Annotated in this window: 14 protein-coding genes; all 14 read left to right on the forward strand. The window is 47.6% G+C overall.

Annotated features, from left to right (window positions below; genetic code table 11):
- The first annotated feature begins 7 nt into the window (after positions 1–7).
- Positions 8–271 (forward strand): YlxR family protein, encoded by a 264-nt coding sequence (locus tag GX019_09115; protein ID HHT37316.1) that lies wholly within the window; start codon positions 8–10, stop codon positions 269–271.
- Positions 264–587 (forward strand): 50S ribosomal protein L7ae, encoded by a 324-nt coding sequence (locus GX019_09120; GenBank protein HHT37317.1) that lies wholly within the window; start codon positions 264–266, stop codon positions 585–587. The genes GX019_09115 and GX019_09120 overlap by 8 nt, the downstream gene beginning before the upstream one ends.
- A gap of 11 nt (positions 588–598) precedes the next feature.
- Complete coding sequence (infB, locus tag GX019_09125) at positions 599–2,695, forward strand: translation initiation factor IF-2 (protein HHT37318.1); 2,097 nt, start codon at positions 599–601, stop codon at positions 2,693–2,695.
- 19 nt (positions 2,696–2,714) lie between these two features.
- Positions 2,715–3,074, forward strand: coding sequence for a 30S ribosome-binding factor RbfA (rbfA, locus tag GX019_09130; protein HHT37319.1), 360 nt, complete (start codon positions 2,715–2,717; stop codon positions 3,072–3,074).
- The gene (locus GX019_09135; protein HHT37320.1) at positions 3,067–4,023 is read left to right on the forward strand and encodes a bifunctional oligoribonuclease/PAP phosphatase NrnA; all 957 of its coding nucleotides are present in this window, start codon (positions 3,067–3,069) and stop codon (positions 4,021–4,023) included. The genes rbfA and GX019_09135 overlap by 8 nt, the downstream gene beginning before the upstream one ends.
- Positions 4,020–4,955, forward strand: coding sequence for a tRNA pseudouridine(55) synthase TruB (truB, locus tag GX019_09140; GenBank protein ID HHT37321.1), 936 nt, complete (start codon positions 4,020–4,022; stop codon positions 4,953–4,955). The genes GX019_09135 and truB overlap by 4 nt, the downstream gene beginning before the upstream one ends.
- Complete coding sequence (gene ribF, locus GX019_09145; GenBank protein HHT37322.1) at positions 4,956–5,882, forward strand: riboflavin biosynthesis protein RibF; 927 nt, start codon at positions 4,956–4,958, stop codon at positions 5,880–5,882.
- An 87-nt stretch (positions 5,883–5,969) separates the two neighbouring features.
- A complete protein-coding gene (gene rpsO / locus GX019_09150; GenBank protein ID HHT37323.1) occupies positions 5,970–6,236 on the forward strand; it encodes a 30S ribosomal protein S15 in 267 nt (88 codons plus the stop codon).
- Between the two features lie 85 nt (positions 6,237–6,321).
- Positions 6,322–8,418, forward strand: a complete 2,097-nt coding sequence (gene pnp, locus GX019_09155; GenBank protein HHT37324.1) for a polyribonucleotide nucleotidyltransferase — start codon at positions 6,322–6,324, stop codon at positions 8,416–8,418.
- A 58-nt stretch (positions 8,419–8,476) separates the two neighbouring features.
- Positions 8,477–9,571, forward strand: a complete 1,095-nt coding sequence (locus GX019_09160) for a DUF3866 family protein (GenBank protein ID HHT37325.1) — start codon at positions 8,477–8,479, stop codon at positions 9,569–9,571.
- 148 nt (positions 9,572–9,719) lie between these two features.
- A complete protein-coding gene (locus GX019_09165; GenBank protein HHT37326.1) occupies positions 9,720–10,337 on the forward strand; it encodes a histidine phosphatase family protein in 618 nt (205 codons plus the stop codon).
- Between the two features lie 59 nt (positions 10,338–10,396).
- Positions 10,397–11,014 (forward strand): stage II sporulation protein M, encoded by a 618-nt coding sequence (spoIIM, locus tag GX019_09170; protein ID HHT37327.1) that lies wholly within the window; start codon positions 10,397–10,399, stop codon positions 11,012–11,014.
- Positions 11,015–11,029: 15 nt separating this feature from the next.
- Positions 11,030–11,947, forward strand: coding sequence for a site-specific tyrosine recombinase XerD (gene xerD / locus GX019_09175; protein ID HHT37328.1), 918 nt, complete (start codon positions 11,030–11,032; stop codon positions 11,945–11,947).
- A 5-nt stretch (positions 11,948–11,952) separates the two neighbouring features.
- Positions 11,953–13,119 carry a phosphopentomutase gene (locus tag GX019_09180; GenBank protein ID HHT37329.1) on the forward strand — a complete coding sequence of 389 codons (1,167 nt, stop codon included), beginning with the start codon at positions 11,953–11,955 and terminating at the stop codon, positions 13,117–13,119.
- Position 13,120 lies beyond the last annotated feature (1 nt).

A 13,120-nucleotide genomic window follows, 5' to 3' on the forward strand; every position in this document is an offset into this window, starting at 1 on the left:
TGATAGTATGAAGCCTAAACATGTTCCGATGCGCACCTGTGTAGGCTGTAGAGTTTCACGGCCGAAAAAAGAGCTAATTCGCGTGGTTAGAACACCGGAAGCTAGGGTTGAACTTGATTTCACGGGCAAGAAATCAGGACGCGGTGCTTATTTATGTCCATCTAAGGAATGTTTGCATAAGGCTGTTAAAGCCGCTCAGCTGGAGCGGGCTTTAAAAACAAAAATAAGTGATGAAGTAAAAGAGTTATTGGAGCAGCAGTTGGATGGATAAGGTCTTTAGTTTGTTAGGTTTTGCACAGCGTTCCGGCAAAGCAGTATCCGGTGAGCAGGGCGTGATGACAGCACTGCACAGAGGTAAGGTTCACTGCTTGATTGTGGCAAAGGACAGCTCCCAGAACACGCTGCGTAAATTTAGTGCTAAAGCTGCAGCTCAAAATGTTCCTGTCTATGTCTGCGGAACAAAACTAGAATTGGGACTCGCCATAGGCAAAGCACAGCGCTCATTGATTGCAGTCATCGATTCTGGTTTTGCTCGCGCGATTGCATCAGAGTTGGGGGGACAGAATTTATCTTGGGAGAAAGATTAGGAGTGATGTTTGTGAAGAAAGTAAGGGTGTATGAGCTGGCCAAAGAGCTCGATCTGGAGAGTAAGGCCTTGGTTGATTTTTTGGTTGAACTTGGTGCTGATATTAAAAACCACATGAGCACAGTTGAAGCTGATATTGCGGAAATGGTTAGAGAGCACTTCGCTGGCAGCGAAGCGATCGAAGACGATGATGACGATCTGGAAGCTGCTAAAGTCAAGAAGCGCAAAAAACATTCCAAGGAAGAAGACGATCCCGAGTTTGAAGACAAAAAGATCGTGAAGATTGCCAAAAACGGTAAGGGTAAGAGCAAAGGAAAGGTTAAGGGCAAGAAAGGCCATCCAAGCGAAGCCGATAAGAAGGACAAAAGCTTGGAGCTTCCCGATTCAATAACTGTCAAAGAACTGGGACAAAAAATTGGGGTTTCAGTGGCTGAGCTCATTAAGAAGCTGATGATGACAGGAGCCATGGTTACTGCAAATCAGTCCATCGACTATGAAACGGCTGCAGTTCTCTGCGCTGAATTTGGCATCGAAGTCAAGCAGGCTAAAGCTTTAGATGAAGCCATTTTTGAAGATGTCCAAGATGATCCTGATCAGTTGGAACTTCGTCCTCCAATCGTTACCATTATGGGCCACGTGGACCATGGAAAAACTACTCTGCTGGACGGAATTCGCAAATCCAGAGTAGCAGCAAGTGAAGCTGGCGGTATTACCCAGCATATCGGTGCTTACCAGGTTGAGCATGAGGGTAAGAAGATTACTTTCATTGACACACCGGGCCACGAAGCGTTTACCGCTATTCGCTCGCGTGGTGCCCAAGTAACAGATATCGCAATTTTAGTAGTTGCCGCCGATGATGGCGTTATGCCTCAGACTGTTGAAGCGATTAACCACGCTAAAGCAGCCAATGTACCGATCATCGTTGCGATTAATAAAATGGATCTGCCCGATGCTAATCCGGACCGCGTTAAACAGGGCCTGTCCGAACACGGTTTGATACCGGAAGCATGGGGTGGAGAAACTATCATGGTAGAACTCTCCGCGCTGACATTTGAAGGTGTGGATGAGCTGTTGGAAATGATTCTGTTAGTAGCCGAAATGGAAGAGCTGAAAGCTAATCCAAACCGCAGAGCGCGGGGAATCGTGATTGAAGCAGAACTCGACAAAGGCCGCGGACCTGTTGCTACTGTATTGATTACAGCGGGAACCCTGAGAGTCGGTGACGACTTTGTAGTAGGCAGCGTCTACGGACGCGTCCGGGCCATTGTTAATGACCGGGGTGAGAACATTAAGGAAGCAGTTCCGTCACAGCCGGTTGAAATCATCGGTATTTCCGATGTTCCGGAAGCGGGAGATCTTTTGGTTGTCACCAAAGATGAGCAGACAGCCCGCCAGGTTGCCGAAATAAGACAAGAAAAGCAGCGCGAGCAGGAACTGCGGGGACCGGCGCGAGCCAACTTAGAAGATTTGTTCGCCCAGATCCAGCAGGGAGAGGTTCAAGAACTGAATATCGTCATCAAAGCTGATGTTCAGGGTTCATTGGAAGCCTTGAGAGCTTCCTTAGAGAAACTATCCACTGACGAGGTGCGTTTAAATGTGATTCACCAAGGAGTAGGCGGCGTATCGGAATCGGATGTTCAGTTAGCCGCCGCATCCAACGCAGTTATTATTGCATTTAACGTTCGTCCCGATCCTAACGCTCTTCGGGCAGCCGAAAGAGAAAAAGTGGATATCCGTGGATACCGTATTATCTACGATGCAATTGAAGAAGTAAAAGCAGCCATGAGTGGTCTTCTGGAACCAGAGTACAAAGAAGAAGCGATCGGCCGAGCCGAAGTCCGCCAGACCTTCAGAGTTCCCGGTGCCGGAACAGTGGCCGGATGCTATGTTGTGGATGGTAAAATCACCAGAAGTGCCTTCGTCCGCATTCTCCGGGATAACGTAATTATCCATGAAGGCAAGATCAGCTCCTTGAAACGCTTCAAAGATGACGTAAGAGAAGTAATGCATGGATACGAATGTGGTATCGGTATCGAACGGTTTAACGATATTAAAGATGGCGACTTTATTGAAGCCTATATTATTAAAGAAATTGCCCGCACTTTGTAGTGCATAGTGGGGTGAGAGCATGAGTGAACGTTTAAAGAGATTACAGGAAGAAATAAAAAAAGAAGTTAGTTTTATTATCCAGCAGCGGGTCAAAGACCCAAGACTTGGCTTTGTAAGCATCACTGATGTAGAGCTGTCGCGGGACTACGCTTACTGCAAAATCTTCATCAGCGTGCTGGGCGATGAAACAGAGCGGGAACAGACAATGGAAGGTCTCACTAAGGCTACTGGGTTTATCCGTTCGGAGCTCGCTAAAAAAGTGAGATTCAGAACTGTGCCTAAGCTCAGCTTCCATTATGATCAATCCCTGGAATATGGTTCAAAAATTAACGCTATCTTAAAAGAGCTTAATCTTGACGGAGGCAGTGAAGGTGAATAGTCAAGCCGAGATTCTGGCTGCACTGGCAGAATACGATAACTACTTGATCTGCGGGCATGAAAATCCCGACCCTGACAGCATCGGGTCAATGTTGGCCATGTATCAATACCTGACAAGTATCGGCAAAAGAGCTTGGATGATGAGCGCCGATCCGATCCCGAATTATCCGTGGCCAAACATTGACCGGATTCTGCCTGTACAGGAGCTGGATTTCCAAGCTGTAGTGATCGTAGACTGTGAACCGGAGCGTACCGGACGGCTTCTGCCATTAGTTGAAAAGGCAGAGGTTACAATCAACATTGATCATCATAAGGGCAATCCCGGCAGCTGCACTTATAACTACATCGATACCAGCCAGGCTGCTACCTGCATGATTTTATACCAGCTGTTCCAGACTGGTGGTGTAGAGTTTGATTATCGTTTTGCTCAACCACTGTACGCCGGCATAATTGGCGATACAGGTGGTTTTCGCCACGCTAATACCACTAAAGAAGTGTTTTTAGCAGCGGCTGAGCTCACCGGTCATGGGGCGGTTCCAGATCAGACTGCACATGTGATCTATGGATCAAAGCCCTTGGAATTAATGCGCTTTCTAGGCTATGCTCTAGCAAAACTAGACACCCGCCATAACCGTCGACTGGTTTGGCTGGCTCTATCTAATCAGGACTTTGTCAATTTTGAAGTAGATCCGAGGCAGTGTGATCAGCTGATCGAGTATGTGCGGATGGTGGAAGGTTCAGAAATCGCCATCTTATTTAGGGAAATATCACCTGGGGTGGTAAGAATCGGCTTCCGCTCCCGCGGTATTGATATCCACCAACTCGCAGTTCATTTTGGTGGAGGCGGCCATCTCCTGGCAGCCGGTGCCCAGCTGGAAGGAAAACTTCCTGAGATCGTATCTGAAGTAATTGACACTGCATCTAGACTACTCGAGGGTGAAGCACTATGAATGGAATCATCAATGTAATTAAACCTCCGGGTATGAGTTCCCATCAGGTCGTTTCTCATGTCAGACGGACTCTGAAGATGAAGCGAATCGGGCATACAGGTACTTTAGATCCGGGGGCAGGTGGACTTCTGCCGCTGTGCGTAGGCAGGGCTACTAAACTGGTACCGTTTATGACGGAATATGATAAATCCTATGTTGCAGAAATGACCCTAGGTATCAGCACATCAACCCAAGACGCCGATGGTGAAACAGTGGAGATTGATACCGAGTTAGAAATCTCTCCGAATGAGCTGGGAACCGTTTTCAGCCAGTTTCTTGGTAAGATTGAGCAGATCCCGCCAATGGCCTCAGCTGTCAGAGTTGGGGGGGTACGCTTATATGAATTAGGGCGGCAGGGCATCAGTGTGGAGCGTAAACCGAGACAGGTTACTATAAAGGAACTTCACATCAATAAGATTTGGCCAGAAACGCAGCATTCGCTCCGGTTTGGCAGCCGCATACTATTCTTTGTTTGCTGTTCAAAAGGCACGTATATCCGAACCTTATGTCATGATTTAGGCCAAGCCTTGGGCACATACGCCCACATGTCCTTTTTAACTAGAGTCGGTGTGGGACCATTTTCGATCGAAACAGGCATTACCTTAGAGGAACTTGAGGCGAAGGTTAGTCAGGATAACTATGATTTTATTCTGCCGATGGAAAAAGCTCTTCCTGATTTTCCTCAGGTTAAAGTCGCGCCTACGATGGAGCGGCGCATTCTCAATGGCAATGCCATCACACCTGATTACTTGGTAGATGTGCCGCAGCAGCTTATGGTTGGCGATCAAGTCTTAATCACCGCAATCGACGGAGAGCTTTTAGCGATCGGCGAGATTAAGTATAGAGGACAGCCTGTCTGTCAGCCGGTCCGCGTTCTGAAGGAGGGAAACTAACTGAAGCTGCATTGGACAAACTCTCGCAAGAATAAAAAAGCAGTTGTTGCTCTTGGTACCTTCGACGGGGTACACCTAGGACACCAACAGCTTCTCAGCCGGGCGGTTGAAATCAAAAATACCTTCCATTACACCTGTTTGGTGTTTACTTTCGATTATCCTCCGGAACAGATGTTTAAAAACAATCTGAAGCTGGTAACGGATTTTGATACCAAAAAGAAGCTGCTGTTAGATTTCGGTGCCGACAGCGTGGTTTGGACGGAGTTCACTCCTGATTTTGCTTCCATACCTGCGGAGCAGTTTGTCAAAGAAATCCTGGTAGATGAACTTCAGGCTGCGGCTGTTGTCTGCGGATTTAACTACCGCTTTGGGTACAGAGCTGAGGGAAACATAGAGCTGCTGCAGAGGCTCGGACAAAAATTTGGATTTATAACTACTGTTATTCCACCCTTTTTACATAATAATGAACCGGTCTCCAGCAGCCGCATCAGACGCGTAATTGCAGCAGGAGACGTTAGGTTGGCTGCAGAGCTGTTAGGTCGCTACCATTCTTACCACGGCACTGTTGTCCACGGCAAAAAGCTGGGACGAGAACTTGGGTTTCCGACCGCCAATATCGAACTAAACAAAAATCTAATTCTGCCAAAAGCTGGAGCCTATCTTACTTGGTGTTTTCTTGCTGACGGTTCAAATTATCCATCAATGACATCGGTCAGTCCCAACGGCACTGTGGAATCGCATCTGTTTGGTTTTGACGGCAATCTCTATGGTCAGACTATCGAAGTCTGCTTTTTAATGACAATGCGCTTATGGCGTGAGTTTTCTTCCATCGAAAATCTGCGCGAACAGCTTGGCAGAGACCGTGATCATGCCCTCGCCAACATCGATAATTTTCGTTTACAAGGGCACAGAATTGTGTTAGAATAGGTGGGGAATAACCATATTCTAGGGAGAAATGCAGCACCGGCGTTCTGCTTGGATTATGGAGATCTTGATGATATGGAGGTGAATGTTATGATCGCCAAAGATCGCAAAGATGAACTGATTAAGAAATATCAGCGTCATGATAACGACACTGGTTCTCCTGAAGTTCAGATTGCTATTTTGTCTCAAAGAATCAGTGAGCTGACAGACCATCTGCGCGTGCACAAGAATGACCATCACTCACGCAGAGGACTGTATAAGATGATTGGACAGCGTCGCGGTTTGTTGAATTATTTAATGAAGAAGGATATCGATCGTTACCGTGCAATCATCGAAGAGCTCGGCTTACGTCGATAAAGATGAGCGGGGAGTCCCGCTCTTTTTTGCAACCATTACAGAATGGTAAAATGGGGAATACTAAAATGAAAAAGGAGGTATGTCGATGCCCGATAATTTTACAATAGAATTAGGTCATCGTACCCTATCCTTGGAGTTTGGCGAGCTGGCCAAGCAGGCTAACGGCTCTGTGCTTGTCCGTTACGGCGACACAGTGGTCCTAGTTACTGCTACCATGGCAAAACAGCCTCGTCCCGACATTGATTTCTTCCCACTGGTGGTGGATTATGAAGAAAAAATGTACTCCGTGGGGAAAATCCCTGGAGGATGGGGAAGAAGAGAGGGCAGACCGGGAGAAGAAGCAGTCTTAGCAGCTAGAATGATTGACAGACCGCTGCGTCCGCTGTTCCCGGAAGGTTTCCGCAACGATGTTCAGATTATTGCATCAGTACTGTCGGTTGACCAGAATAACTCGCCGTCAATTGCTGCAATGATCGGAGCAAGTGCCGCACTGACTGTTTCCGATATTCCCTTCGAGGGACCAATCGGAGGAGTGAAAGTGGGTCGGGTTGATGGCAAATATGTGATCAATCCAAATCAAGTCGAAGAAGAAAAATCAGATCTGGACCTGGTTGTTGCCGGAACAGCTGATGCAATTATGATGGTGGAAGCCGGAGCCAACGAAGTTGATGAAGAAGCAATGCTGCAGGCGATCTTGTTTGGTCATGAGGAAATCAAGAAAATCTGCGCGCTGCAGGAAGATATTCGTGCTCAAATTGGCAAACCCAAAATCGAAGTTGAACTGTTCCAGCCAGATCATGACGTCACCCAGTGGATTTCAGACTTCGCAACCGATAAATTGAAAGAAGCTTTATACAATCAAGATAAGCTCGAACGGGAAGATGACGTCAGCAAGGTGCGGGAGCTGGTTCACGAAACCTATCTCCAAGAATTTGGGGAAGAGAAGCATCTAGAAAATCAAAAAGCGATCAACACCGTCCTGGATGATCTTACTAAAACAATCGTGCGCAGCATGATAATCAAGGGGATCAGACCTGATGGCCGCAAGCTCGATGAAATTCGACCAATAACTGTCAACGTCGGTAAACTGCCGCGAACCCATGGTTCGGGACTGTTTACTCGGGGACAAACTCAGGTTTTAACAGTCTGCACTTTGGGCCTCAAGTCCGATGAACAGCTGCTGGACAACCTCACCGAGGAAGACCGGAAGCGCTATATCCATCACTACAACTTCCCGCCGTTCAGTGTCGGTGAAGTACGGCCTCTGCGCAGTCCTGGTCGAAGAGAGATTGGTCACGGTGCGTTAGCAGAAAGAGCTCTGCTGCCCATGATTCCGGGTGAGGAAGAGTTCCCATACACAATCAGGCTGGTATCAGAAGTTCTTGAATCTAACGGCTCAAGCTCAATGGCCAGTGTCTGCGGCAGTACTCTAGCGCTGATGGATGCAGGTGTGCCCATCAAGAGTCCGGTAGCCGGTATTGCCATGGGATTAGTCAAGTATGAAGACCAAGTCGCAATCCTCACCGACATTCAGGGACTAGAAGATGCTTTGGGCGACATGGACTTTAAAGTAGCAGGAACCGAACAAGGAATCACTGCTCTGCAGATGGATATCAAAGTCGGTGGAGTCAGCGAAGCTATTCTTAGAGAAGCACTGGCTCAAGCCCGCGAAGGACGTCTCTTCATTCTCGGCAAAATGCTGGGGGTAATAGATAAACCCCGCGAAGATCTGTCACCTTACGCACCAAGAATTATCACAATGGAGATCCCTGTCGACCGAATCCGGGATGTAATCGGTCCAGGCGGCAAGACCATCCGCAAGATTATTGAAGAAACCAATGTAGCCATCGACATTGATGATGACGGCCGCGTTTACATCGCTTCAACAGCCGATGGCGATGGCGAAAAAGCATCGAAGATGATTGAAAGCTACACTAAAGATGTAGAGGTCGGAGCTTCGTATCTGGGAGTTGTTAAACGGATTATGAAGTTCGGTGCGTTTGTAGAGATCCTGCCGGGTAAAGAAGGATTAGTCCATATTTCCCAATTGGCAAACGAACGCGTTAACAAAGTGGAAGACGTCCTCAATATAGGAGATGAAGTCTTGGTCAAAGTTACAGAAATTGACCGTCAGGGCAGAATCAATCTATCAAGAAAAGCTGTGCTTGCACAGACAGAGTAAACTTAAGCAGGTAATTGCCTGCTTTTTTTATTCCAATTTTTACCGAAGGTGGGTCGAAATGGATTGCTGGGTTAATCAAGGAACAGTAACTGAAATTATTAACGCAGGAGCTGAAAAGCAGGAATTGCGGATAAAAATTGGAAACAAAGAAGAAATGGCTGTAAATTTTCCTGATTTAACCGGAACCTGTCAAATTGGTGACCGGGTAATCTTAAACACTACAGCCATAACTTTAGGTCTAGGTACCGGCGGCAGTCATTTTGTGATGGGAGTTATTGGCAAAACGCACCAGCCCGAGCTAAATCAAGGTCATATTATCAAGGTGCGCTACACTCCCAGCCAAGGACGAGTTTTAAGTGTAGAAGAACCGGATAGTCCCTACCATGAGATTATGGCTTCCCAGTCCTCTATCAGCGGCATGCCAGTTATGGTCGGCTCCCTGCACAGCATGCTGGCCCCTGTGTGCATTGGGTTTAAGCATCTGTTTCCTGAGGGCAGAATAGTATACTTAATGAGCGATGGCGCTGCGCTGCCGCTGGCATTGAGCAAGCAAGTGACCGCTCTGCTCGAGCATGAGCTGTTGGATGATACCATCACTTTTAACCACGCCTTTGGAGGTCGATATGAAGCTGTCAATGTATACAGCGCACTCATCGCAGCGAGACATGTCTGTCGAGCTGATGCTGCGGTGATCTTGATGGGTCCTGGAGTAGTGGGCACAGGAACACCCTGGGGTACCACAGCTTTAGAGCAGGGAATCTATTTAAATGCGGTTAATACTCTAGGTGGGTATAGGATTGGAATAGCACGAATCAGCACCGCAGATCCAAGACCCCGCCACCAAGGAATCAGCCACCATACGCTTACAGCATTGACCAGAATCTGCGAGCATTCATGCGTGATTCCTCTTCCTGAGGTGCTGCAGGATAATCCGATCATTAAAGAGCAGCTGAAGCAGCTCACAAGCCATAAAATCAAATGGATAGCTACGCAGCGCTATCGGCAGCTGTTAGCAGAAGCTCCAGTAACTCTCAAAACAATGGGCAGGGATTTTAATGCAGATCCATTTTTCTTTGAATCAGCACTGGCGGCCGGCTTGTATGCCGGCAGTTTGTTAAATGACGGTGCCACTGGCCCAGATTCTCAAATCTAGCCGCCGCCTGGCGAAGCTGCTTTAAAACCCAGTCCCGTTTACCGATTATTACTATCACAAGCAAGTCCCCCTTTCGATCCAGTGATAGTATATGCACTTTCTGGCAGTAAATTCCAAATTTTGCAGTCTTTGGGTAAGGAGGTAGTCCGTGGGTTTATTAGTGTTGGTCCGCCATGGAGAAACGGAGTGGAATACAGCAAGCAGGTACCAGGGGCAGCAGGACATTCCCCTTTCGCCACAGGGGAGAGAGCAGGTGGAAGTCTTAGCAGAGTTTTTCAGAGACTGGCCATTAGATGCTGTCTATGCAAGTGATCTTAAGCGGGCATATGATACCGCGGCAGCGATTGCTCAAGTTCACCAGCTTCCAGTTAAAGCTGATATTCGCCTGCGGGAATACGCCTTTGGAGTTTGGGAAGGATTAACCCGCTCAGAAATCAAAATAAAGTACCCAGAGCTGTATTACGGACGCAGGCAGAATATCGATATTCAGATTCCCGGAGGTGAAACCGGGTCTCAAGTGCAGATAAGAGCCTTTCAGTGGCTTAAAGAAGTGGCAGCTTCTAATTTAGAAACAGTTATAGCAGTAAGCCACGGCGGAACCATCAGAACGTTAATTGCCAAAATTCTAGACGTTGACATCATTAAGTGCCACCGGCTGAGACTTGATAACTGTGGATTTACCATCATTACTTGGGAAAAGGGAGAGGAAGACCCGGAGTTTTTTGTTCACTCCTTAAACAGCAGGGTGAGTCCAAACTGGTTCTGACATATCTCACTCCATCCTGTCATATGATCCGATAGACAGGCAAGGGGGAGGGATTTGGGTTGTTGTACTACTTTCAACAGCGCCTGCCGATTCTGATCGGTGTTGTGCTCCTGTTTCTAATGGGAATTGCGTTTGGCTCAGCCGCGGTCAATACGCTGTCTCCAGCTCAGATTTCTGATTTAAATAACTATCTGAAAGATTTTTATCTCACTCTTCCGCAGGAATTGGCGGCAGTTAACCGGCACACTCTGGCAGCTAAAGCTGCTGCCGACAACATTCTGAAGCTCAGCGGCTTGATCTGGGTGTTGGGATTGACCATCATCGGGGTGCCTGTGATTCTTGGCCTCATCTTTGTGCGCGGCTTTGTTTTGGGATTTACCGTTGGCTTTATGATTTCTGAATTGCATTTAAACGGCGTACTGATGGCTGCTGCCTCGCTGCTTCCCCATAATTTGTTTTTGATTCCCGCTTTAATACTAGCCGCTACCACAGCTATCTCTTTTGCTGGATCTGCTGTCAAAACTCTCATTGGAACATCACATAAAAGTATTGTTGTGCACTTTTTAGCCACTACGATTATCATTCTTTTCAGCAGTGGGCTTTTAGCAGTCGCTTCGCTTGTGGAAATGTACATCACACCCATTTTGATGCAGCTTTCGATGCGCTTGATAGCCTGATCTGGAGGTGAGAAATTGGAACAAGAATTAAGCTACATCAGCGATTACCTCAATCATCTCTTAATCGAAAGGGGATTGAGTGATAATACGATCGCAGCTTACGAAACTGACTTAAACCAGTTTTATACATATCTAAGGGACAGAGACTTATCCCTATTTGAGGTAAGCCCAACCATTGTAATCGATTTCTTAGCAGTAATCGAAGCGGAACTGCAGGGCAAACCAGCCACTTTGGCTAGGAAGACAGCTGCTCTCAGAGGTTTTTATCAGTACTTGTTGATTGAAGATCTGATCGATGAGAATCCACTTAGTGTTTTGGAAGCAGCAAAATCAGAGACCAAGCTTCCCGAATTTCTAACTATCGAAGAAGTGGACAAGCTTTTGAGCGCACCCGATTTGACCAGTAGAACCGGTTATCGGGACTTAGCAATGCTTGAAGTGCTGTACGGCACTGGCTTAAGGGTAAGTGAACTAATCTGTTTAAATATGGGTGATATCGATCCCCTTGGTTTTGTTCGGTGTTTTGGTAAAGGAGCCAAGGAACGGATTGTCCCCATCGGCAGCAAGGCCCTTAAAGCTGTGGAACACTATATCCAGCGCTGCCGCAGTAAATTGGTTAAAGACCGGAGTGAGCAGGCACTGTTTGTTAATGCTAGAGGCAGGCGCATGACCCGCCAAGGCTTTTGGAAAATCCTCAAGCAGTACGGCAAGAAGTGCGAGATCGAAAAAACGCTCAGCCCCCATGTTCTGCGCCACTCGTTCGCGACTCATTTAATTGCCAATGGAGCGGATCTCCGCTCGGTACAGCAGATGCTTGGACATGCTGACATTGCCACTACCCAGATCTATACTCATTTAACCCGAGAGCATCTGCGCAGTGTCTATCAAACAACTCATCCCCGCGCGCAGGTTAGCTCTAATAGAAAGGATTAATGCTTATGGCTAGATTTGTTTTGATAGTCCTTGATAGTGTAGGAATTGGCGAGCTTCCTGATGCCTGGAAGTACAATGACCAGGGCAGTAACACCCTGGCCAATACCGCCGAGGCAGTTGGCGGCCTAGAACTGCCAAATTTGGAGCGATTTGGTTTGGGGAACATTCATCCTATTCAAGGTGTAAATCCTCACCAAGAACCGCTGGCAGCTTGGGGTAAAATGGCAGAGCAGTCTCCGGGAAAAGATACTACCACCGGCCACTGGGAATTAGCCGGAGTTGTTCTTGAGCATCCATTTCCAACCTATCCTGATGGTTTTCCCGATGACATTATTGACGCCTTTTCCCGAGCGATCGGCAGGCCAATCCTGGGCAATTATGCCGCTTCCGGTACAGAGATCATTAAGGATTTGGGAGCTGAGCATATGAAGGATGGAGCTCCAATCGTATATACTTCAGCTGACAGCGTCTTTCAAATCGCTGCCCATGAAAAAATTGTGCCTCTACCGCAGCTTTATGAGTGGTGCCAAATCGCCCGCCAAATATTAGTAGGTGAGCATGGGGTAGGCAGAGTGATTGCCCGCCCATTTCTTGGTGAACCAGGCAGTTTTTGGCGGACTGAAAACCGCAAAGATTTCAGCTTATCCCCGGTAAAGCCAACCGTTCTTGACTACTTAACAGCAAACCAGATTCCCACTACAGCCATAGGCAAAATCAAGGACATTTTTGCAGGAAGAGGAATCCGAAATCATCTTCCGTCCGGGAACAATCGGGAAACAGTATCCGCCGTGGTCCATGCCCTGCAGAGCCAAGCATCCGGCTTGATTTTTGCCAACTGTGTGGATTTTGACAGCTTATATGGTCACCGCAATAATCCCCACGGATATGCCGAAGCCCTGCGGGAGTTTGATAACAACCTGCCGGAAATCCTGGATAATCTTGCGGCTGATGATGTGCTCTGCATCACTGCAGATCACGGCTGCGATCCCACTACGCCAAGCACGGATCACTCGCGGGAGTACGTGCCTCTTCTGGTCTACGGTTCCCAAGTGCAGCCGGTGGAATTGGGCATTAGAGCCACCTTTAGTGATATTGCTCAAACCATCTGTGAGTTTTTCGGCCTGCAGCCGATATTTGCGGGCGAGAGTTTTCTTGGCAAACTGTGGAGGTGAA

Source organism: Bacillota bacterium (assembly GCA_012837335.1).
Taxonomy (GTDB): Bacteria; Bacillota; Limnochordia; order Darwinibacteriales; family DTU012; genus DTU012.

Coding starts and splice junctions, on each gene's coding strand:
- pnp (HHT37324.1), top strand. CDS start 6,322: ATGCCCGATAATTTTACAATAGAATTAGGTCATCGTACCCTATCCTTG.
- rbfA (HHT37319.1), top strand. CDS start 2,715: ATGAGTGAACGTTTAAAGAGATTACAGGAAGAAATAAAAAAAGAAGTT.
- GX019_09160 (HHT37325.1), top strand. CDS start 8,477: ATGGATTGCTGGGTTAATCAAGGAACAGTAACTGAAATTATTAACGCA.
- truB (HHT37321.1), top strand. CDS start 4,020: ATGAATGGAATCATCAATGTAATTAAACCTCCGGGTATGAGTTCCCAT.
- GX019_09180 (HHT37329.1), top strand. CDS start 11,953: ATGGCTAGATTTGTTTTGATAGTCCTTGATAGTGTAGGAATTGGCGAG.
- rpsO (HHT37323.1), top strand. CDS start 5,970: ATGATCGCCAAAGATCGCAAAGATGAACTGATTAAGAAATATCAGCGT.
- GX019_09120 (HHT37317.1), top strand. CDS start 264: ATGGATAAGGTCTTTAGTTTGTTAGGTTTTGCACAGCGTTCCGGCAAA.
- GX019_09115 (HHT37316.1), top strand. CDS start 8: ATGAAGCCTAAACATGTTCCGATGCGCACCTGTGTAGGCTGTAGAGTT.